General features: G+C 36.1%; 27 protein-coding genes. 9 read left to right on the top strand and 18 right to left on the bottom strand.

The window, feature by feature from the left end; translation table 11 throughout:
* Positions 1–185 precede the first annotated feature (185 nt).
* Positions 186–869, bottom strand: a complete 684-nt coding sequence (locus C406_RS0113285) for a Crp/Fnr family transcriptional regulator (protein ID WP_036654703.1) — start codon at positions 867–869, stop codon at positions 186–188.
* Between the two features lie 183 nt (positions 870–1,052).
* Here C406_RS0113285 and rluF point away from each other — a divergent pair, with 183 nt between their 5' ends.
* The 5 genes from rluF to C406_RS0113260 all read left to right on the top strand — a co-directional run bounded on the left by rluF (position 1,053) and on the right by C406_RS0113260 (position 5,550).
* The gene (gene rluF / locus C406_RS0113280; RefSeq protein WP_017381130.1) at positions 1,053–1,757 is read left to right on the top strand and encodes a 23S rRNA pseudouridine(2604) synthase RluF; all 705 of its coding nucleotides are present in this window, start codon (positions 1,053–1,055) and stop codon (positions 1,755–1,757) included.
* Positions 1,758–1,780: 23 nt separating this feature from the next.
* Positions 1,781–2,500: a DUF6904 family protein gene (locus C406_RS0113275; RefSeq protein WP_017381129.1), complete on the top strand. Its 720-nt coding sequence runs from the start codon at positions 1,781–1,783 to the stop codon at positions 2,498–2,500.
* A 228-nt stretch (positions 2,501–2,728) separates the two neighbouring features.
* The gene (locus tag C406_RS19950) at positions 2,729–3,373 is read left to right on the top strand and encodes a hypothetical protein (protein WP_017381128.1); all 645 of its coding nucleotides are present in this window, start codon (positions 2,729–2,731) and stop codon (positions 3,371–3,373) included.
* Positions 3,374–3,461: 88 nt separating this feature from the next.
* Positions 3,462–4,148, top strand: a complete 687-nt coding sequence (locus C406_RS0113265) for a response regulator transcription factor (protein ID WP_017381127.1) — start codon at positions 3,462–3,464, stop codon at positions 4,146–4,148.
* Entirely contained in the window at positions 4,132–5,550 is a 1,419-nt protein-coding gene (locus C406_RS0113260) for a sensor histidine kinase (RefSeq protein ID WP_017381126.1), read from the top strand. Before C406_RS0113265 ends, C406_RS0113260 begins: the two co-directional genes overlap by 17 nt.
* A 46-nt stretch (positions 5,551–5,596) precedes the next feature.
* Here C406_RS0113260 and C406_RS0113255 read toward each other — a convergent pair whose 3' ends face one another.
* The gene (locus C406_RS0113255) at positions 5,597–5,866 is read right to left on the bottom strand and encodes an RNA polymerase sigma factor (RefSeq protein WP_017381125.1); all 270 of its coding nucleotides are present in this window, start codon (positions 5,864–5,866) and stop codon (positions 5,597–5,599) included.
* Between the two features lie 389 nt (positions 5,867–6,255).
* On the opposite strand from C406_RS0113255, the gene C406_RS0113250 reads away from it, so the two are divergent.
* Positions 6,256–6,522 (top strand): hypothetical protein, encoded by a 267-nt coding sequence (locus C406_RS0113250; RefSeq protein ID WP_237740564.1) that lies wholly within the window; start codon positions 6,256–6,258, stop codon positions 6,520–6,522.
* A gap of 155 nt (positions 6,523–6,677) precedes the next feature.
* On the opposite strand, the gene C406_RS0113245 is transcribed toward C406_RS0113250, so the two are convergent.
* The 15 genes from C406_RS0113245 to C406_RS0113175 all read right to left on the bottom strand — a co-directional run bounded on the left by C406_RS0113245 (position 6,678) and on the right by C406_RS0113175 (position 19,124).
* A complete protein-coding gene (locus C406_RS0113245) occupies positions 6,678–7,400 on the bottom strand; it encodes an amino acid ABC transporter ATP-binding protein (RefSeq protein WP_017381123.1) in 723 nt (240 codons plus the stop codon).
* Positions 7,401–7,415: 15 nt separating this feature from the next.
* On the bottom strand, positions 7,416–8,078 hold the full coding sequence (locus C406_RS0113240; protein WP_017381122.1) for an amino acid ABC transporter permease: 663 nt from the start codon (positions 8,076–8,078) through the stop codon (positions 7,416–7,418).
* 24 nt (positions 8,079–8,102) lie between these two features.
* The gene (locus tag C406_RS0113235; RefSeq protein WP_017381121.1) at positions 8,103–8,936 is read right to left on the bottom strand and encodes a transporter substrate-binding domain-containing protein; all 834 of its coding nucleotides are present in this window, start codon (positions 8,934–8,936) and stop codon (positions 8,103–8,105) included.
* Positions 8,937–8,987: 51 nt separating this feature from the next.
* A complete protein-coding gene (locus tag C406_RS0113230; protein WP_017381120.1) occupies positions 8,988–9,836 on the bottom strand; it encodes a MurR/RpiR family transcriptional regulator in 849 nt (282 codons plus the stop codon).
* 200 nt (positions 9,837–10,036) lie between these two features.
* Positions 10,037–10,621 carry a 3D domain-containing protein gene (locus tag C406_RS0113225; RefSeq protein ID WP_017381119.1) on the bottom strand — a complete coding sequence of 195 codons (585 nt, stop codon included), beginning with the start codon at positions 10,619–10,621 and terminating at the stop codon, positions 10,037–10,039.
* A 246-nt stretch (positions 10,622–10,867) separates the two neighbouring features.
* Positions 10,868–11,776 carry an NAD(P)/FAD-dependent oxidoreductase gene (locus tag C406_RS0113220; RefSeq protein WP_017381118.1) on the bottom strand — a complete coding sequence of 303 codons (909 nt, stop codon included), beginning with the start codon at positions 11,774–11,776 and terminating at the stop codon, positions 10,868–10,870.
* Positions 11,777–12,117: 341 nt separating this feature from the next.
* Positions 12,118–12,747: a spore coat protein gene (locus C406_RS0113215; protein WP_017381117.1), complete on the bottom strand. Its 630-nt coding sequence runs from the start codon at positions 12,745–12,747 to the stop codon at positions 12,118–12,120.
* A 153-nt stretch (positions 12,748–12,900) separates the two neighbouring features.
* Complete coding sequence (locus C406_RS0113210) at positions 12,901–13,884, bottom strand: zinc-binding dehydrogenase (RefSeq protein ID WP_017381116.1); 984 nt, start codon at positions 13,882–13,884, stop codon at positions 12,901–12,903.
* Between the two features lie 92 nt (positions 13,885–13,976).
* Entirely contained in the window at positions 13,977–14,894 is a 918-nt protein-coding gene (locus tag C406_RS0113205; RefSeq protein ID WP_017381115.1) for a ketopantoate reductase family protein, read from the bottom strand.
* A 727-nt stretch (positions 14,895–15,621) separates the two neighbouring features.
* Entirely contained in the window at positions 15,622–15,939 is a 318-nt protein-coding gene (locus tag C406_RS0113200) for a TFIIB-type zinc ribbon-containing protein (RefSeq protein ID WP_017381114.1), read from the bottom strand.
* Between the two features lie 108 nt (positions 15,940–16,047).
* Positions 16,048–17,160, bottom strand: coding sequence for an MFS transporter (locus tag C406_RS0113195; RefSeq protein ID WP_036654697.1), 1,113 nt, complete (start codon positions 17,158–17,160; stop codon positions 16,048–16,050).
* Between the two features lie 75 nt (positions 17,161–17,235).
* Positions 17,236–17,634 carry a DUF1761 domain-containing protein gene (locus C406_RS0113190; protein WP_017381112.1) on the bottom strand — a complete coding sequence of 133 codons (399 nt, stop codon included), beginning with the start codon at positions 17,632–17,634 and terminating at the stop codon, positions 17,236–17,238.
* Positions 17,635–17,659: 25 nt separating this feature from the next.
* Positions 17,660–17,893: a GNAT family N-acetyltransferase gene (locus C406_RS0113185; RefSeq protein WP_017381111.1), complete on the bottom strand. Its 234-nt coding sequence runs from the start codon at positions 17,891–17,893 to the stop codon at positions 17,660–17,662.
* On the bottom strand, positions 17,890–18,024 hold the full coding sequence (locus C406_RS21275; protein WP_272943008.1) for a hypothetical protein: 135 nt from the start codon (positions 18,022–18,024) through the stop codon (positions 17,890–17,892). Before C406_RS21275 ends, C406_RS0113185 begins: the two co-directional genes overlap by 4 nt.
* Before the next feature lie 119 nt (positions 18,025–18,143).
* Positions 18,144–19,124 carry a TRM11 family SAM-dependent methyltransferase gene (locus C406_RS0113175; RefSeq protein WP_192812610.1) on the bottom strand — a complete coding sequence of 327 codons (981 nt, stop codon included), beginning with the start codon at positions 19,122–19,124 and terminating at the stop codon, positions 18,144–18,146.
* 257 nt (positions 19,125–19,381) lie between these two features.
* Here C406_RS0113175 and C406_RS0113170 point away from each other — a divergent pair, with 257 nt between their 5' ends.
* Positions 19,382–20,113 (top strand): hypothetical protein, encoded by a 732-nt coding sequence (locus C406_RS0113170; protein ID WP_017381108.1) that lies wholly within the window; start codon positions 19,382–19,384, stop codon positions 20,111–20,113.
* Between the two features lie 161 nt (positions 20,114–20,274).
* Here C406_RS0113170 and C406_RS0113165 read toward each other — a convergent pair whose 3' ends face one another.
* A complete protein-coding gene (locus C406_RS0113165; protein WP_017381107.1) occupies positions 20,275–21,399 on the bottom strand; it encodes a hypothetical protein in 1,125 nt (374 codons plus the stop codon).
* Positions 21,400–21,635: 236 nt separating this feature from the next.
* On the opposite strand from C406_RS0113165, the gene C406_RS0113160 reads away from it, so the two are divergent.
* Both C406_RS0113160 and C406_RS20780 read left to right on the top strand, forming a co-directional pair.
* Positions 21,636–21,839 carry a hypothetical protein gene (locus tag C406_RS0113160; RefSeq protein ID WP_017381106.1) on the top strand — a complete coding sequence of 68 codons (204 nt, stop codon included), beginning with the start codon at positions 21,636–21,638 and terminating at the stop codon, positions 21,837–21,839.
* 27 nt (positions 21,840–21,866) lie between these two features.
* Positions 21,867–22,040 carry a hypothetical protein gene (locus C406_RS20780; RefSeq protein WP_017381105.1) on the top strand — a complete coding sequence of 58 codons (174 nt, stop codon included), beginning with the start codon at positions 21,867–21,869 and terminating at the stop codon, positions 22,038–22,040.
* The last annotated feature ends 22 nt before the right edge of the window (positions 22,041–22,062 follow it).

Genomic DNA, 22,062 nt, shown 5'->3' with positions numbered 1-22,062 from the left:
CTTTCTTGACAGAAGTCCATCACTGACCATTTAATCGGCTTTAACCTTGATTTAATCCGTTTCGCCCAATTTTACCCAGAAAAATACCCTCAAACAGTTATGTTCGAGGGCTAATTAGCTCAAGTGTAGCTTTCATAGTAATTAATTCCAATGAAAAAGTTACCCTAATTTGGGCAACCTCTTGTTTAGTCAATTTTACAAAATACAATTGGGCAATTTTCGCAATTATTTTTGTTTCTTAAATAGTCAATATCGTGAATAATAATTTTACCATCTATAATTGAAATTTTGTTTTGTTTTCTCAAGTCACTTAACAATCTGTTCACAACTTCACGTGCCATCCCACAAAAATTGGCAAGTTCTTGATTGGTGAGATTCAAATCTATGAGTATCCCGTTATCTTTTTGTACTCCGTAAGTGTTTGTCATACGTATTAACGTTGAGTAAAGCGCACCTTTTTTACCATGTAGCATAAGGTCACGGAATTTAGTCTGAGTTTTTTGATGATTGATCCCCATCCACTTAATAAAAGCTACGGCAAGTTTAGAATTATTACTTAGGGCTTCCTCAAGGTCAACAATTTTAATCTTCACACAAACTGCATCTTCAATGACTTTAGCATCTAACATATATTTAGATATTGTTGAGTAAAGGGTTACTTCACCAACCAACTGATTGGAACCACAAACTCTTAAGGTTAATTCTCTGCCATCTGGGGTGATTTTCCCAATATTTACTTTTCCTGAACGAATTAAATAAATACCTTCGATAGTGTCACCTTCTTGAAACAAGTAGGTGTCTTTGTTATATTCTTTTACACTATGTTTAACAGAAAGTAATTCTTCCAATTCAAAAGATGTATCGATCATCTCTTCATTCAAATGAAGCCCACCTTTCCTCATCGAAATAAACCCGATTATTCACTTGAGTAAAGGGTAACATAGTCCCATTATATTAGATATAAATATTCAGATGATTTGGCTTTTCTTCCATTGATTATACACATCATTTATGCTGTATAATAAGACTATTAAATAAAGCAGGTGATCCTTATGCGTATTAATAAATATTTAAGTGAAGCAGGTATCGTATCTCGTCGCGGTGCTGATAAATGGATAGAAGATGGACGAATTACAATCAACGGAGAAAAAGCGGAACTAGGCAGCAAAGTAGGACCTGATGACGATGTGCGTGCAGATGGCAAAGCGGTAAAACATGAAGATCCATATGTCTATATTGCCCTTAATAAGCCTGTTGGTATTACAAGTACCACGGAGCGCCATATTAAAGGAAACATAGTGGATTTCGTTAATCATCCACTCCGTATTTTTCATATCGGTCGAATAGATAAAGACTCTCATGGCCTTATTTTATTAACAAATGATGGGGATATTGTGAATGAAATTTTACGTTCTGAAAATGAGCACGAAAAAGAATATATTGTTAAAGTTGATCAACCAATGACGCAAGAGTTTGTTCAAAAAATGGCTGAAGGTGTAGAGATTTTAGAAACGAAAACTTTACCATGCAAAGTTGAGAAGCTCTCTACCCATATGTTTAAAATCACTTTAACACAAGGTTTAAATCGCCAAATTCGCCGTATGTGTACTGAACTTGGTTACGACGTAAAGAGTTTACAACGTATACGCATCATGAATATTCATGTTGATGGGTTATCTGTTGGAGAATGGCGTGACTTAACTAAACCTGAGTTAGAAGAACTATTTAAAACGCTTAACTATACGCCAAAACGGTAATAAATCATCAGGAGGCGATTTTTTTGTTGTCGATAACTCATACAGAAAATTTAACTGGGGCACGTATTAGTGGGGACTTTTGGGATTTAGATGAAATCAACCAAGCAATTTACAGCGTCATTGGCGATGAAAATAAGTATTATGACTGGGAAGGTTCTCGCAAACGTATACTAAGCGTTTCTTATGAAATTAGGCATGCTTCTCAAGCACATCGTCATGTTAATTTTGTAGAAAATGGCTTAAACAAAAAAGCGAAGATACATCACGAAATGGTTTCATGCGAAAAAAATATTTATTATTCGGTTGATATATTATGGCCTGAGCTCATTTTTACTATTATTGCTTTAAATGATTTTATTCGTTTATATAGCAAAGACCACTTATATCTTAGTCTTGATGTACAAGTTACAACGATACGTAAGTTTCAATCGGTTGTTGGAGAAGCTCTGCAATCCGTCATGTCAAAAGAAGAGCACGATCGCTTCATGAATATATTGAGCAGTAACGAAACAAATGTGCAAGAATATGCTATTCAATTTGTTGATATGCTCAATTTTAATTATATTGACTTAACAAAAGAGCAGCGCGAAAAGGGCTTAGGCAAGTTTGCATTAAAACTTGCAATTCAAGATAAAGACTACCATATGATGCGCGATCAAGTAATTAAATCCGCCAACGATAGCAAAAGAGCTATTCACGATATGTTAATTACAAAAAAATACCCTGAAGAAATTGAATGGTAGACCTGAAAAGAGCAGAAGCCTAACCAGTTCACCACCGGAACTGGGATTAGATAAACACAGTGATTCTCTAAGGTAGGATTGGTGACTAATTTTAAGGTCATCATATACATTTCACTCTTCAAGAGAACAGATTTACGTTCTTTTTTTCTTTGACATTCTCCTGACACATTGACGGGTTATTGTAGGGTTGTGGAACGTTTCCACAATGAATTTTTAAGGAGGATGAAGATGAAAAAAATGACTGGTAGTATTCTTTTAGCAAGTGTATTAACCCTTGGTGCAATTGCGGCACCATCGATTTTAGCTGCAACAACTGCAAAAAGTACAACAGCAGAAATTTCAACAGATACCAAAGCTGCTTTAGATGAAATTCGAACTCAAGTAAAAGCTGGTGACATTACGCATGAAGAAGCACACGCCAAAATGGAAGAGCTTGGTCTTGACCCTGGATTTGGCAAAGCTGGGCATCGTGGACACCATGGTAAAGGCCCATTTGGTAACATCGATGAAGAAACACGAACTGCCATTAAAGACATCCGTGACCAATATAAAGCGGGTGACTTAACAGAAGCACAAGCACAAGAAAAGATTGAAGCACTTGGTTTAGACTTTAGTTCTAAATTTTTAACACGTGGACCGTCACACGAAAAATTAACAGATGAGCAAAAAGCGCAACTCGATAAGATGCGTGAACAAGTTGAAGCAGGAACGTTAACTGAAGCTGAAGCTCAGATTCAAATGGAAGAACTTGGTTTTAATCCTCGCGGAGGACATGGAGAACATAAGCATGTTGGTCCACACATGAAGTTCCAACAAAAAGAGGCACCTGTTAGTGACGAATCACAAGCTAAATCTACATCATCTGAAGCTTAACCTGAAGGGACTCGAATGTATCCATTTCGAGTCCCTTCTTTTATACTTAATGAAAAGTAAGATTGTGACAAAAAAGAGGTGAACCCCAATGCAGCGAATTTTAATTGTTGAAGATGAAGTACCCATTTCACGGGTTCTGCGTGCGTATTTAGAAAAGCATGGATTTGCAACGAGTCAAGCCTTTACGATTCAACAAGCCTCCCTTCTTTTTGCCACTGAAGAGATTGATCTAGTGTTGCTTGATGTAATGTTACCTGATGGTACGGGTTGGGATTTTCTACAAACAATTCGTAATCAGTCCCCTTGCCCCATTATCATGTTGACCGCTCTGAGCGAATTACCTGATCGTCTTCGTGGTCTTCAAAACGGTGCGGACGATTATATGTCAAAACCTTTTGTTGCAGAAGAAGTCGTTGCTCGAATTCAAGCAGTTCTTCGAAGACCAACTAGATTACTTGATGAAATTGATGCTCGTCATTTTGGCAAACTGCGAATACATCAAAAAGAACGCCAAATATTTTTACATAATGTAGAAGTTCCGTTAATACCTAAAGATCGTGCACTGTTGTTGTTTTTAGCTAAACACCCGAATCAAATTTTTAATCGTGAACAATTACTTGAACATGTCTGGGGAATGAATTACTTCGGTAGTGACCGTGCGGTAGATTTAGCCATTAAACGCATACGGCATGTCTTGAAAAAGTGGCCAAAATCTGATGGTGAGATTCGTACAATTCGAGGGATGGGGTATGAATTTCATGTCGAAACCAATTAAGAGACCATCCATTCAAGCTTATTGGACATCTCGCTATTTAATTACATTAATTTTTGGCCTATTTATTATCGGGTTTTTAGCCGTTTTATGGATTCGCCAAACCACACTTTCCCACAACTTAGATTTAACCCGAATTGTGGTCAATGAAATGGCCGATCGAGCGGTTGCGGATAATGGGGATTTTAATGATGCCCCTCGTTTCCTATCAATTCTAGAACGACGTGGTGAGGCCTTTCCTATTGAAACGCGACCTTTAACTTATGTTGTGAATACTGATGGAGCTGTTCTTTTTCATCAACAAGGTCCTGGTCGACGTAATGAACCTGTTACTAAAATGATTCCTACTTATATTTTCGAAAAAACTGAAGTGAAGTTTGAATTAAATGGAGAAGTCGCCTACGCAGTCAGCGCTCCTATTTTAGACGATTCAGAAACTAACGGGTATATCGTCATGATTCAACGAAAGCAAGATTTACTAAACACGAATCAAGAATATCGATTACTCTTTATCATGCTCGCTTCAATTGGCTTACTTGGCTACGGAGTCATTTTTTATTTAGCTAAGCAATTAGCAAAACCCATTAGAAGAGTGGCTTTTGCCGCTCAACAAATTGAACTAGGTTCTTATGTAATTTCTTTACCTTCAGGTAAGGAAATTAAAGAAGAAGAAATTAGTGATTTAGTAGACGCATTTAAAACCATGTCTTCTCGTCTCGCTCACTTAGAAGAATTAAGGTCTGAGTTGCTAGCGGGTGTATCTCATGATTTGAGAACACCTGTCACTTCTATTAGTGGTTTGTTACAAGCTGTAAATGAGGAAGTCGTCACTGGAGATGAGGCGAAGGAATTTATCGAGATATCCTTAAAGGAAACACAACGACTACAGCACATGATTGACTCCCTTCTAGATTTCAACTCATTTGCTGCGGGCGGAATTCAAATCTATCCGACGAAAACACTTTTGTTTCCTTTTGTTTCTGGAGTAATGAATCAATGGCAAACAACAATGACAGACATTGATATGATCATTGACATTAAGAAACCTTTAGATGAACTCGAAGCATCCATTGATCCGATAAAAGTAGAACAAATTCTTATCAACTTGGCTCAAAATGCTCGTCATGCCATACAAGCTGATGGACAAATCAAGGTGATTTTTATTAGTAATGAACAAACCGTTGAGATTCAAATACAAGATAATGGCTCGGGTATTCCTCAAGACGAACAACCCTTTATTTTCGAACGTTTTTATCGAGGGAACGATAAAAAGTTACAAATTCGGGGACTTGGATTAGGTCTCTCTTACTCTCGCATGATTGCTCTTGCACACGGTGGAGATTTACGGTTAGTTGAAAGCTCAAACAAAGGCTCTATTTTCAGTTTAACTTTACCTAAAAAATAGAAGAAAGTAGCTTTAGATAAATTTTCGTGGAAGTAGGTAGATTATTTTAAGAGGACTTTTGCATCGTAAGTAGCCTAATTTTTGATTGGCAACACTCAACTAACAGAGTGGATAACTTTTTCCCAATATTAAAGTCATGTGGTCTCGCCCACACATCTTGAAATACTTGGCGTAAAATTTGCTCACAGATGGCATCATCAGCAACAGCGCGGTACGAAATTTTCCATAATAATTTAGAATAACGGTCATATAAATCTACCAAAGACTGTTGTTCCTGGTTAGAAAGCCTGATAATTAAACGCTCATCTGTAGTCATCTTGTCACGCTCCTTTCCCTAAAATTACCCGACAAACTTATTACGAAACATTTCAATGTGCTAATTAGTTTATTATTTGAAATATTATAAAAATAACTTGAGTCGTAGATACTTCAAGTGTTTTTCGCTCATCATTTATTTTAAATATGATAATTTTTTCTTCTGCTTTATAATAAAAAAACTGTTCCTAATGTTAAATATTAGATATATTGAAAGTCGATACAAAGAAAAGATGTTAATATACTCCGATCAATCGAAAAAACATACTTGTAAACGGAATAAATTTTAGTGTGTCAGTACAGATTCCCTGTTAGTTTGCCATATTCTGCGCTATTGGTGAGTCCGCCGTTTCCAAAACCTCTATTAGTGCATTTATTAATAGATATAGATTGAATGGAGGTGAAATCATTATGTATCGTCATATGCGACCTCACTGTGGAAATCCCGCAGTTCAACCGATTGTGTGCCCGCCTTTATGCCGTTTTAGAGACACCTTTATCGAGAGAGAAGTTCCTCATATTCAACCTTTGATTAATGTAACTAGACAACATATTGTCGACGTGCCAAAAACTTACTATAGAGAGATTAATGAAACGGTTGTCGTTCCTCCAAACCAAATACCTGGAATGCCTCCTTATGGTTATGGCCGCCGTTAAACGCCCTATTTGATTTACCCTTTTGGACGAATTCCTCACGACTTTCTAACCTCCCTCCTTATATCATGATATTTTCACTAAAAATGATGCGGTTCTCCATTAATTGAAAAAAACCCCGATTGCCAGTTTTCTTCTGACAATCGGGGTTTTCCTATTTAATCCACTAACTGGATGAATTGTCTCGTTCTTTCGTGACTTGGATTTCCAAAGAATGTCTCTGGATCAGCGGACTCAATGATACGTCCTTCATCAAGCATAATAATGCGATTAGCTACATTACGTGCGAACTTCATTTCATGCGTCACGACAATCATGGTCATGCCTTCTTGCGCTAATTGCTGCATAACTGCCAACACTTCTCCGACTAGTTCTGGGTCGAGTGCTGACGTGGGTTCATCGAATAATAACACTTTTGGTTCCATCGCCAGTGAGCGGGCGATGGCAACACGCTGTTTTTGTCCACCTGATAGTTTACTCGGATACACATCTGCTTTATCAGACAATCCTACTTTTTCAAGCAGCTGCTTCGCCAACGTAATGGCATCTGCTTTCTTCATCTTCTTCACAATCATCGGCGCTTCTATGACATTTTCTAAAACCGTCATATGTGGGAATAAGTTGAAGTGTTGGAACACCATTCCTACTTCAGCTCGTATTTTTGAGAGCTTATCATTCTTTGGATTGACTAAGTGACCATCAATCTCGATGGTTCCTTCATTAATATGTTCTAAAAAGTTAAAGCATCTAAGCAATGTACTTTTACCTGACCCACTAACCCCGACCAGAACGACCACTTCAGAAGGAGCGACTTCGAGATCAATGCCTTTTAAAACTTCCAAATCGCCAAACGATTTATGAATATTCGTCCCCTTTAACATATGCGTCCCTCCTTCTTATTTGTCGACATTTAGTTTGTTTTCATACAGTTTCAATAAATACGTGAAGATCATAACGAGCACTAAATAATACACCCCGACCACTAAATACGTTTCTAATGATTGGAATGACTGCGCTGCTTCACGGTTTGCGATGGAGAATAACTCTGAGACCCCAATAATATAAACTAAAGATGAATCTTTCAATGTAATAATAAATTGATTACCAAGCGGCGGAATCGAGCGTTTTAAAGCTTGCGGGAAAACAATACGACGCATACTTTGCGTTCTTGTCATTCCTAGCGAGCTACTCGCTTCACGCTGCCCTTTATCAATCCCTTGTATGGCTCCACGGAAAATTTCCGCGATGTATGCCCCGTTATGAATACCGAGTGCAATCGCTCCTGCCCAGAAACCCGAGAGGACGATGAGTGTCGTAATCCCAAAATACAAAAACATAATTTGGACAATTAACGGGGTACCTCGAATAATCGTAATGTATAAATTAGCAATTGTTTGTAATACTTTTGAGCGTGAAATTTTCATTAATGCAAAGATTAACCCGAGAGATGTACCTAAAACGAGAGCGACAGCCGTAATTTGCAAAGTGGTGAGTGTCGCTTCTAGGAAACCTGGATACGTTCGCAAAAAGACTTCAACTACCGTTTTTAAAAGTTCCATAGTAATCTCCCTTTCTCTTCTAAATTAATTCAGAATGTCAATACCTTCTAAATCAACATCAAGAAGATTACGTTCGAACCATTTGTTTGAGATTTCTTCATATGTGCCATCTGCCACTATTTCTTCAATCGCTTTATTAATACCTTCTAATAATTCCTTATCTTCTTTACGTAAAGCCACTGCCGCTTGTTCAATCCACAATGGTTCGCCTACATCTTTAATTTCCAACCCAGCTGCAATGGCTTCAAAACCAACTACGTCAGCTGTAATGACGGCATCTAATCGGCCTTCAACCGTTAAGTCATTTAACGCCACAACATCACTATTGTAGTACTTGACATCATCCGTATATCCTTTTGCCGCAGTATCGTACGTACTTTGTGCAACAACACCGATTCGTTTGCCTTCTAAATCTTCTGCAGAAGTGATCTCATCACTACCTTCTGGCACAAAAATCATCCCACCCGAGTAGTAGTAAGGATCTGAGAAGTTTACGCGTTCTGCACGTTCGGCTGTAATGGCCATTGATCCAATAATGACATCAAAATTACTAGCCAGTAGAGATTGTGTAATGGTTTCCCATGGGGTTGTGATTGGATTTGGTTCTAAGCCCATTTTTTCCGCAATAGCTGCGCCGATTTCCACGTCAAAACCAGTAAGTTCACCGGCTTCTTCATAGTTAAATGGTTTGTATAAACCACTTGAAGCGTATGTTAACTTGCCATCTTCTTTTAAGTTGTATCCTGACTCTTCGCCTGCTCCAGCGCTATCTGTTGTTTCTTCTTTATCACTTCCGCAACCTGCGATTAACATAGCTGTAGCAGCGATTGCAGTTAACAATGAGAACTTCTTTTTCATAATGGATCTCCCCTTATACGTTTAGTTTTAGTTGTCATCAGTTCGGTCGTTTCATTTCGATGTGAAAATAGCTTTCCGCTCATACATGTCTTCAACGCGTGCTAAATTTTGCTTTACTTTCTCATGTTCTTTCACATAAATGAATCGCATGACTGAAGTTATTAACGCATGAACAGCTGTGTAGGAATCAATACTTAAATTCGTCGTAACTGGTACAAATAATACTTCATCCCCATATTGGGTGACTGGGGCTTCTTTCTTATCAGTGATAACGATAACCGTTGCACCTTGTTCTTTTGCTGTTTGCAATGTTTCCATTACATTTTTCGTATACCGTGGAAAGGCAAAAGCAATGACCACATCATCTGCTGTCAATTTAGATAGTTGGAAATAGTATTGTACATCTCCCTGCATTAACAGTTCTGTGTGATCGAGTACCATGTTCATCCAATGCGTAAATGAATAGGCTAAACCGTAATCGAAAAAGTTGCTTGTCACATATATTTTCTTAGCTGAGCTAATCAAATCCACAACTTGAAGCAACTGCTCTTCTTGCATGGTTTCCTTCAAATGCGAAATGCTCTTAATATCTGCATCAAGCAAATTTTTCACAATGGATTGTGACGTATATTCCGTTGTATCTTCATCTTCTACTTGTTCAATACGTTGCTTTGCGAGTTTCTTTTGTATGACATGCTGAAATTCAGAAAACCCTTTAAATCCCAATTTTTGCGCCCACCTAATAACGGTTGATTCACTGACACCTACTTTTTTCCCAATTTCAAGAGCCGAAGAAAATGCTAACACGATTTGATTTTCTTTAAACAAATCTGCAATCCTCTTTTGTCCTGCAGAAAAATCATTATAGGAATTTTCGATTTTATGCAGTAATACCTTCATTAAATTACCTCCGAAACACATATCCGAACTGTTTGACTACTTAATTGTAACCCTATGCAGGTTTTCCTGCAAGTTATTCTTACATCGTTGTAATAATTTATGTAAAAAATGGATTTTAATAAAAAGTAGAGTGGACACAAAAATTTTCACATAAAAAAACCTACTCCCCATAATTTTGCGAGTAGGCTTTCGTTTATTAGTTATTTTAAGATTTTAAGTTTCACCGTTTTACGTCCCCATTTTAGAGCGCTTGTGCGGTTTGGAATAAACAAATCAATTTTATTTCCTTTAATTGCACTCCCAGTATCGCCGGCGATAGCATACCCGTAACCTGCTACATGTACTTTAGTACCAAGTTTAATCACTTTTGGATCAACGGCAATTACTTTTAAGTGTGGATTTTTTCTTAAATTAATTCCTGTCTTCGTTATCCCTGAACATCCTTTACAAAAAGCTGTGTACGCTGTCGCTGATACCATAAATTCTTTGGCAACCTTAGTATTTGATCGAGAAGGTGTTGATTTTTTTGCTACTTTTTTAACTGGTGTTGATTTTTTAGCTACTACTTTTGCTTTTAAGTTCAACTTTTGCCTTGGTATAATTAAGTTTGATTTCAAATTATTATATGATTTTATATTATTAACCGAAACTTTGTACTTTATAGAAATTTGATATAAAGTATCACCTTTTTTAACTGTGTGGACAGAAGCTGCAGCCTCCGAATCATTGGCAAATGCGACGAGGAACATTAGTACAAAACTTATTACAAAACTAAATTTTTTCAAGTTATTTTCTCCTTTAATTCTCATTTGTAGGAATAAAATAACATATAAACATTACAGTCTTGTTACAAAATATAAGACATTTCATTACAGTTTGAGGTTTATATATTACTAAAAAGGCGTAATTTGTTGAATTATATTACGACAATATTTTTATGACGAATTTCTCACAGTTAAAAACGAGATATAGAGGGTGTCGGGAATCATATAGACACTCATTTAACTTTGTCAATGGCAGACTTTTCACAGTTAATCTTCACTACCTAATATCCCGTCATGAGTTAATTCAACATTGACAGCCATTGCAGTCTTCACTCCACTTGCGGCAGCGATAATTAATTGGGATGGATAGACAGTTGAGGCCTCACCTGCAACAAAAAATCCTGTTATTTTCGTGTGTCCCACTTCATCTGAATGATGTCCACCCGTATCGTTTAATTTAATACCGAGAAGTGTACCAAGTTTTGTCGTTTGGAAAAGTTCTGGCGTGGCAAATCCACCTGCTCGCTCGATTACTGTTCCGTTAACAAGTTCAACTTTTTCTAGCATTCCCCTTTTCCCAATAAGAAGATGTACCGGACTCGTCTCCACTCTCAACTTAGTTTTTTCAATTTGTTTTACTTGGCTCTTGGTAAGTTTTTGTCCATTTGTAAAAATGACAATATCCTTTGACCAATTAAGTAGCACTTTCGACATATGGAGCGTGTAGTCTACGATCCCAAATAAAGCTAGGGGTTTATCTCGTAGTTCCCATCCATCGCAATAAGGACAGTTGAATATACTGTTTCCATAGAAGTCGCTTAAGTTTGGGATATTAGGGAATTTTTCATATACACCTGTTGCAAGAATTACTTTTCGCGTCTTCCATTGTTGACCTCTTTGCGTTTTAATCGTAAATCCTTCATCTATTTTAGCAATTTCGACTACTTTATCTTCCATTGTTTCAATCGTTGGGTATCTAGTGAACTCTTGATGAGCCAGCTCTCGAAGTTCGGCTGGTTTTACTCCGTCTCGTGTCAGGAATCCGTGTGAAGCAAACGTCACTTTATTACGCGCATTATTGCTATCAACCAAAATGACACTTCTTCTCGCTCGCCCTAATACTAACGCTGCATTTAACCCAGCTGGACCACCACCAACGATTGTACAATCTTTCATTCAACTTCCTCCTACTTTTTATTTTGACTACTATGTAGAAACTTTTCTGTGCCACTTTCCTTTATATAAATACTCTCTCCTTCTTTATACTCATTCAAACGGGAAGTTTTTTCGTAAGAAAAGCAGAAAGCGCGTTCTATCTCCTCACCGGGTGTGATGCTTAGGTGTAATATCGCGCTTGGAGCTAGACATAACAACTCCAAGTAGTAAGGTATTGCTCATTAAAACAAAAAAACATGAACCTCATGCCACTTAAAATAAAGCGACGTGAGGTTCATGAATGGTTAGTTATACAATTTGAGACCTAAGAAAATGTATTCCTTTATTTATGATATTCACTATTAGTTGGGCATCGTACCTGGTTTAATTTGAGATGGTGCAAAAGAGTTCACAATGGCCATCATATCTTGTTTGGCAAGTTGAGGCACTTGGTAATATTGGTGTTTGTTTTGATAAATGGAAACTTCGTATGCCATTTCGATACAGTTCGGAACTGAATCAGCAATCACTCGACGAACCACTGGATTTGTCGTTTCAAGGGCTACCATTGCTTTTAAAGATGCACTAGTCTTATGAACACCAAGCAAAAAACCTGAAATAATCTCATCCGTTAATTCGTTAGCTGACTGAATTGGCTTTTTCGGTTGTGTTGGTTTAATTCCATAAATAAAATCGTTATTTTGTGACATCTTATATGATTGAGTGGGTTTGAAAGGATCTTGCCCTGTTTTAAAACAATCAACGATAATGTTATATTCTTCTTGCATAAATTGGAACTGGTTATCCAACATCGTTAATAGTTCTTGATCTTGAATATGTGGGCGCAACAAGACGCATTGGTTTAATCCTGCAACTGCACCCGACAATAATTCTTGAACATCAAAAAGTTCATGACCTCCGTGATTCATTTCTGGTGTTACAGGACCAGCCTGCATATTTTCACTCATTTGACCTTGTTGGTTTTGTGTCATTTTTTATTTTCCTCCAATTTTTTTTTATGGCGTAACAAATATAGTGTGTGCCAATATATAAAGTGCTATTCAAAAAAAAAAGTGTGTAGAGAGGCAGGTTTCATCTGCCTCTCTACACACTTTTAAAAAATTAAAATGAATCTTAAAACTTATTTATTTATTTATTTGAAGAGCAATCTTTCCAAACTGTTTTCCTTCTTTTAAATAATCTATTGCCTCTTGAGCTTGATCAAATTTGAATGTATGATCTACTACAGGTTTCATTTTAAACTCTTCCATATGCGATAACATAGATCGGAGCTCTTCTCTGCTCCCCATGGTAGATCCGAATAACTGATATTGTCCATAGAAAAACTTACGCAAGTCAAAATCTACCGTATCTTCCGTCGTCGCACCAAAAATGACGATTCGACCACCTTTTTTAAGAACATCTAACGAGCGATTGAATGTTGCTCTTCCCACACTTTCAATAATGAGATCAATGGTTTCATCTGCTAACTCTTTCTCCCAGTCGCCATTTGTGTCCAGCGCAATATCTGCACCTAATTCTAAAGCCATCTTACGCTTTTCTTCACTTCTAGAAGTTACAATTACTTTGGCTCCAATGTTTTTTGCAAATTGGATAAGAAAACTCGATACCCCACTACCCGCTGCGGGAATAAAAACTGTATCTCCTTTCTTAACGTTCCCCTTTGTAAACAAAGAACGATAGCCAGTTAGGCCTGACAAAGCAACTACACCCGCTTCTTCCCACGATAAGTGTTCAGGTTTTATCTCCACTTGTTCAGCAGAAATAACGACTTTTTCTGCAAATGTTCCATTATCCGGCATTCCTAAAATATCGAAACCCGCTGGTGGTGCATCACTATTATCGTACCAACGGAGAGCAGGATTAATCATTACTTCATCTCCAACACAAAAACCCTCGACACTTTCTCCTATCGAATCAATTACCCCTGCACCATCTGAACCGAGTATTAGTGCTTGTCCTGCGTTTCCAAGACGATTTGGAATAATTAAATCACGTCGGTTTAAGCCAGCAACTTTAATTGATACCACTACTTGTCCTTGTTGTGCCGTTGGTTCATCCATTTCTTTTATCTTAAGTTCCCCTAGTTCATGTACAAATGCTTTCATGACTATCATCCTTTCTTACATTAACTTGAATTTATAGTTTTTAATAGATAAGAGTAACATATGCCGAAATTACGATGATATCCACATGGCTTTTACTCCCTAAACTCCTCATACAGGGTTAGTTTTGTATAAATGGTTTCTAAAATTGGAACGGCAAGATTATGATTTTTAGCTATTTCAAGCAAATACCCTTGTAGATGTTCTACTTCTATTGGCAATGATTTTTCCATATCTCGCTGCATGGAAGATTTCATGCCTTCATTCAATCCATTCATTCGTTTCAATTGAATATCAGCAATGTCGTCCTTAATCGGTGCATTAATTTTCTTCATTATTAATACAATTTCATTTAATAAGGCTGAAATGATTCGTTGACCTGATTCCAATTTCCGAATGGGACCGATCGAAGACTCCATTAGCGATGTAATCCCTGACATAGTCGTGATGAATAAATATTTATGCCACATATCTTGATTAATGTCATCACTTAAAACAAATTCAGCCTTTGAATCTTCAAATACATATTTTAAACGTTCTATACGAGGGCTTCTTTCCCCTGTTCTTTCGCCGTATACTAGCTGATGAATAGGACTTGTTTGTACGATTGTCCCAAATTCATTTAGCGTTGACTCTATAAAGCATAGACCACCAATTACCATATCTTCACCGAAAGCCTCAACCAGCTCATCCATATGTGAAATACCATTTAATAGAGGTAAAATGATTCCGTCATCTCTTAAATGAAGGCGAATATCATCAATTGCTGCAGTTAATTGATACGACTTCGTTGAAATCATTATCACATCGAACTTTTCCTCAGTTTCACCAGCCAGTAGTAAACGAGGAGATAATTCAATGTTTCCGTTCACACTCTCTATTTTTAAACCTGTATCTTCTAGTTGTTTTTTTCTATTCTCTCTAACAAGAAACGTAACATCTTCACCTTTTTCAAGAAGTCTTCCTCCAAAATAACCACCGATTGCACCTGCACCAACCACAAGAATTTTCATAGATTAAATCCTCTTTTCTTATAATACTTATGATAAATTCACACCTTGTATATTACACTATTCAGAAAATTAATCTAATTAAACGAGATTCATATTGGAACAATGTTCGCTGAAAAAAGAATTTCTACTATGTGAATTGGGTTTACAGCTCGCCTGCAAACTTACTGCACCATAACCTCAATGATCTGGGCAATTTGAATTTTAGGTCTATCAAATCAAATGCAAAAAATTTAAGATGCTGTCAAACATGTCTTATAGCACTTTCTGTTATGTACGATAATTCGAAAGGTAATAGAGTTATTGAATTTTATATTGTCAAATAAACTTCCAAATTTTCACTATTACAACGTGAATCGCGTTTTTTACAACGTGGAGTTCTATTTTTACAACGTCATCTGCCATAATTACAACGTGACAGCAAGTAATTACAACTGAGCTATCGCTCGACACATATGCAAGCTTTTTTCGACTGTTCGAGACTCGTTAAAGTGAGAAAAAAACCTACTTTCCAGGTTTAAAGATTGCCAATACTTTAAAACTAGAAGAAATCTACCGAAATTGTGTTTAGGACTATTATTTTTTGTACAGTAAGTGTCCATTCTCTAATGATCCAAGATCAAGAACTGCATTCCTTAAGATTGCAAACTAATAATTCGCAAATAAAAAAGACTTGCCCAATGACAAGTCTTTTTTAGGTTTTACAGTCTATCAATGAATTGGTTTTGCATTATCCTAATAAATCACCAAGTATATCGGTCATCGATTTTTTTCGCTTGTGCTTAGGTGGATATCCATTGTTGGAATGCTTAGAATCGTATTCTTTATTATAATCATTTCTTGAATTATCTTTATTATCCCGGTATTGACGATCATCTTTTTCGTATGACTGGGTATATGATTTTTGGTCTTCTCTTAAGCCCTGTGTGATTTTTTCTAGTTCCCCGCGATCAAGCCAAACACCTTTACAATCCGGACAAACATCGATCATCACATTCTCTTTTTCGACTTCTCTCATTCGAACGCTATCGCAAACTGGACAATTCAAATATCTCACTCCTTCTGATTTCATTGAACGCTAAGCCTGCTCAAATTATAACACGCTACTTAGAAAGTTAATGTCACTCAACCCTTATGGAAATTTAACTTAGATTCTTTAGTTCTTTGCCACTAATAACATCAGGAAACTACTAACAAAAACAATCGCCGCTCCTACTGTGAAAATTAAAGTTGCAGATGTACCAAGGAGTCCAGCTAAAAATGCCCCCGAAATGACACCTAATGAAAAACTAGCATAGTAAACACCAAAAGCTTTCCCTCGGTTTTGAGAATTTGTATCTTTCATAATGGTTGTACTTGTGGAAGGAAACAGCAAAGCAAAGCCGATTCCATAGAAAATCATAGCTATAAATATTTCGGTTGAGGAAGTTGAGAGTCCCAGACCTAAAATAGATAAGGAAATAAACATCAGTCCAGTAAACATCAACCTTTTATTATTAAAACGATCGAAAATCCGATTAGAAGGCAGAACGAAAAACAGGATAGCCACAATACCAAATACGCTAAAATAAATGCCTGTCATTTCTTGTTTTAAATTGAGTTCTTCCACTTTCAACGGCATGGCATACGTAAGTAACCCTTGCATAAGAAGCAATAGAAATATAGCGACATAAGAAAATTGAATAGCCGGATTTTTAATAAAAGAAAATCCCACATTTTCTTGTGTGATTGATTTCTTCGTCAATGGTAGTGACTTAATTAATACTAAGGAGATTAACCCTACTAAAACCATCGCCAAAGACACGCTGTAAAATAACCATTCAATACCTATTCTACTGCTAATGATGGCTCCCAGTGCAGGACCAATAATTGCTGCAATCCCTATTGCAGCTCCTGAATGAGACATTTTTTTGCCATTCGAATCGGAATCATCATTTCGTCCAATGGCAGCAAATGCAGCAGGCACGATAAAGCCAGCAGCAAACCCATGGAAAAAGCGAATAGCAAGAAGTTGGGCTGGATTTGTAACATATGTATAAAAGAAAACAAGAACTCCAGCTAAAATCATACTGCTAGCTAAAATTCGTTTTGACCCAAACTTATCTACCCAAATCCCAGACAACACATTGCCTAACATATTGGAAAATGAATAAACAGCGATAACAGAGCCCACAACTATCGGAGTAGCTCCCAAACTAGCAGCAAATGGCGCAATTACGGGTAACTGCGAAAACATATCAATAAATGCCACAACCAGCAAAATATACATAAAAATCAAAGCGCTACCTTCTTTCTAAAACCTTTAAAAAGCATCCTCGCGTTAGTGAGAAAATGCTCCGCTTTTTTAAGACAACATGAAACCATGCAATGCACCAAGCAATGTAAAGATGACAAGATGATCGCCAAATGCAATGATGAATGATTGATTTGTCATCAATCCAAACAATCTATTTTTCATGTACACGAGGGTAATCACCGCACCCACCATAAATCCTACAAGCATACCTGCACCGATTCCATCTGACCCAGTAGCTTGTACAAGAACAGCCATAATAAATGAACTAATAAATGCCACGACCACAGAAAAAATATACTTCATTGGCCCCTGTGCTTCGTTTTGTTTCTTATCCGGATGTTTATCTCCACTTAGTCTCACGGAGTAGTAAATACCTCCATAAACCATATACAATAAGCCACCGATAATAATAGCGATGACATTTAATTCGTACCAATCAATTAACATATTTGGTCCTCTTTCCTATCTCAATTCAATTTTGCACAAAACCTATCTTTTCATATAAATCTATGGCTTTGATATTTGTCACAGTTACATTTAGTTCAATAACATCATAACCCATCTGATATAAGGTATTCATGCTTGTTCTAACTAACAAACTTGCGATTCCCTGATGAAGATATTTTTTCCCTGTATAAATCTCCGTAATTAATGGTGTTCCATTCCAAAGATTTATACATATCACAGCTGCAGCTTCATCGTTCATTTCAATCCAAAAAGATGCTTCAGATATAAATGCTCCATATCCATTCTTAATACTTCAAGAATAGCTTGCTCCAACGTTTCTTCTTGCTGATCAATGTTACCTTCATATGCTTCTAACATCGTAGTAGCCACTTTTGTAACGTCGTGTTGTGTGATTTGCTTAAGTTGAGAGTTACTGGAACTTGCTAAGCCTCAAGTTTACAAGACATATTGATTCTACTCATACCCACAGTCATCACCTCTATGTTTGTTTATTGACATACTACAATTTCTCTAGAAAATACTCCTTTTTTGGCAATACATCTGTCTGTTATGGTAAAGCCTGCTTCTTCAAGCATATGATCAATATTATCAATCGTGACCAATACTAACTTTTTTGTAAATGGTCGGGCATTCTTAAGAATTGAGAGCTGATCTTCTGGTGTAGCATGCGTGTAGAGATTGTATGGCATATCAATTATTGTCGCATCATAGTTTGTGGTTACCTCAGCGATTGGTCCTAGGTCTACTTCTCCAGTTAAGCCAAAATGCGCGATATTTTCGCGTGAGCCCAGTACTACTAGAGGATTAATATCTCTACCCACAATATCAATTCCCATCGAGAGTGCTTCAACTAAAACAGTACCTATTCCACAACAAGGGTCAATGGCTTTAATACCATGAGGATTTGGGACTGCAATATTTGCCACAGCTCGTGCGACTCGTGTACTAAGTGCAGTCGAATATTCACGAGGCTTTTTCAAATGACGCAACCATATAGCTTCACTTTTCATGTATTTTCCAAAATACCATCGACCCTCATACGGAACTAAACCGAATGTGATATCCGGATGATGAACATCTGCTTCACCTTCAATAATCAAGCCTATTTCTCGTTCGATTTCCCGTTTTTGTTGATAGTTAATTTTTTCTGTTGTATCCAAATCATTAATTTTCACGAATAGAACTTTAAATGTCGATTCCATTTTAATAACTTCCACTTGTTTCAAAATATCTGACAGTTCATCGCCTTCAAACAGAACTTCAATCCGCTCCTTTATAAACGGACTTCTGCTTGGAATGATATTGATTGAGCTTTTAAGAATTTTTGAAAGTGTCTCTATTCCAAAAAACGAACGCATTTCTAGGTGACATAATGATTCTTCGTCATCCGTATAAGCGTATGTATATATAAATTCACCTGTTGGAGCTATTTGATTCACTTTATTCCCATCCTTTTTGATAATCTTCATTTTAATACTACTACTAGTACTTGTAAGTATAACAATTGCTACTACTTATGACGCTAATGACCAAACATTTTCTTTATTTGTCTTTTTCAATTTAAACAACAATTCTTATCGATAAGAATAAGCAATGAGATAACGCTATCGATAACTTATTAACGCACTGTATTCCTCTTTTAATAAATAAATTTTAGTGTACATAAATTTGTTTTATCATGACCATACTTATTTAGAACCACATTTTGAAAGGAGACGTTTAAAACATGGGAAAAGACAATCACAATTCTTCAAGTAACAATAAAAATTCTTTACCTCAAACGCCTAAAACTGCAAAAACAAATCCAAGCAATAACCAAGAGGAGTTCTCTCGAGAGTTAATGGGAAGTGAAAATACTTCAAATAACAAAAAAAATACTCAGAAACCTCAAGCAAACAATAATGCAAATACTAATCCTAACAACAGACGAGAAGAATTCGCTCGCGAGTTAATGGGAAGTGAAAATACTTCAACTAACAAAAACAATACTCAGAAACCCCAAGCAAACAATAATGCAAATACTAACCCTAACAACAGACGAGAAGAATTCGCTCGCGAGTTAATGGGAAGTGAAAATACTTTAACTAACAAAAACAATACTCAGAATCCCCAAGCAAACAATAATGCAAATACTAATCCTAACAACAGACGAGAAGAATTTTCTCGCGAGTTAATGGGAAGTGAAGATACTTTAACTAACAAAAAAAATACTCAGAATCCCCAAGCAAACAATAATGCAAATACTAACCCTAACAACAGACGAGAAGAATTTTCTCGCGAGTTAATGGGAAGTGAAGATACTTTAACTAACAAAAAAAATACTCAGAAACCCCAAGCAAACAATAATGCAAATACTAACCCTAACAACAGACGAGAAGAATTTTCTCGCGAATTTACAGAAATCATTAAGAAAAATACGACGCCTGAACAAAATAATCCGAATCGACGCAATAAATAAGCTTCATTATCGTTTCCCATTTAATTTCTCCAAAAACAAGAAGCAGATACCCTTATATCGGGTCCTGCTTCTTGTTTCTTTCTCATGAATTTGAATTGACCCCATCCCCATTACCTAGGATGATTATTTCATTTGGAATGGTAAAGATTTTTTCGTTCAATTCAACCTTTTTTTTTGTTCTTTCTATACTCTTCCACAAGACTTTTCTTTGGTGGTTTTCTGCCTTGTTTTCTTCTTCTATTTACGGTATTTGTTGGTGTTGTATTTGGACTTTCTTCTATTTCGGGTATTTCAGTAATTTGTTGGCCTTCAGGATTTTTTTCTGAAGATTGATCTTCTGTTGAATTAGATTGTTGTAATTGTTTCTGTTTTCTTGCCTTTTTCTTCAAATGTTTATTTCTTCTTTTAATTGCTTGATTTAGTTCTTCATCGAAGGTTAATTTTTCACTCGAATTTTGATCATTTGACTGTATTTCATTTGTTGAATTTTTGTCAATTGTCTTTCCATTTTCAGTAGCATTTTGTTCATTTGCTTGTTCTTGTGATTTATTAATACTCATGCTAAAATTTTTCACATGGTATGTTGGTATTCTAAAAATCTCATTATTGACAATTAATACAAGGTAGTTTTCATTAGCCTCAACTAACAACCCTTCTATACTTTCTGGACCTTTTCTATTTACTTTTATCCAAGAAAGTTTAAGATTTGTTAATAAATCACTTGTGTTATCCGCTGAAATTTGATTATAAACTTCCATAATATTGGTTAATGTGTCAGTCGATTCTTCTTGAATTACCTCTTCATTTGAAGAATTGTCTAGGACTAGCTCTTCGGCACCTTTAGCAACGACTTGATTACTAGATATTAAGCCATGACTTAAGCTTTTGATATGTTGTTCTTTGTAAAAGATTAATCCTTCTTCCTCTGTATAGAGAACAAAAAAGTCATCTTTTACATCAATTAATTTACCGACTTTGGATCCAGGTCCATTCCCATTGATACGTATCGTTTGTTCTTTGAAATTAACAACAAGTTCATTAAACGTAGCTGCTTTAAGCAAGTTATTAGAGTCATATACTTTTAAAATAGAATTAAACCGAATTTGTGAATTTTCACGAATACTTTTAATGTGCTCAGTTTTATAGTAAATAATATCAGCATTTTCTTTTTGTAAGGTAAAATAATCATCGTTAACATCTAATAAAATCCCATTATTTGAATCAGGCCCACCTTTGTAAACTTGAACTGCTCTTCCAACTAAAGACGAAATATATTCATCTTTCACGCTTTATTCCCCTTTCATCTTTCCTGAAAATTCCGAGCTAAATTTAAACACAGATGTTTATGTTATGTATATGTCTTCTTTTTCTTAAATGCATAGGTATATACATCAAAGATCATGGTAACTTTTCATATAGAGTCGAAAAATGGAAAGATACATTTCTAAATAATTTCTACATGAAAACACCTATTTAAAGCCATACTTTTTAAGAACAAATACATTGGAAAGAAGGCGAAGAGATGGGGAAAAACAATAACAATTCACCAAGTAAAAAGGAAAAAAACACATCAAGTAACCGTAACAATTCAGCGCAACAAAAAGACTTAGACTCAACACTAGGAAAAGCAAAGGAAGAATTTTCTCGTGAATTCTTAGAAATCATTAATAAAACTGGCAAACAAAAAGAAAAGTCACCAAATCAAAACAATAAAAACAAAAAATAATTTAGCTTCAAATTGGAGTGAATTACTTTGAGCTTGAATCGTGAAAAAGAAGTGTATCCCGATTCTAGAAATACTATTGTCAGCTTAAATGGCGTTCAAGTGTGGATTGATAATAAATTTGATGATGAAGTTTTGGACGATGATATTATTGAATCAATTGAAAATCCAGAAAAAACAACTACGAAAAATGCAGCCAAATAAAATCGAGTAGGAGGGAGTGATT

The sequence above is a fragment of the Paenisporosarcina sp. TG-14 genome (assembly GCF_000297555.1).
GTDB classification, from domain to species: Bacteria; Bacillota; Bacilli; order Bacillales_A; family Planococcaceae; genus Paenisporosarcina; species Paenisporosarcina antarctica.
This window is presented reverse-complemented; position numbering and strand designations above follow the sequence as displayed.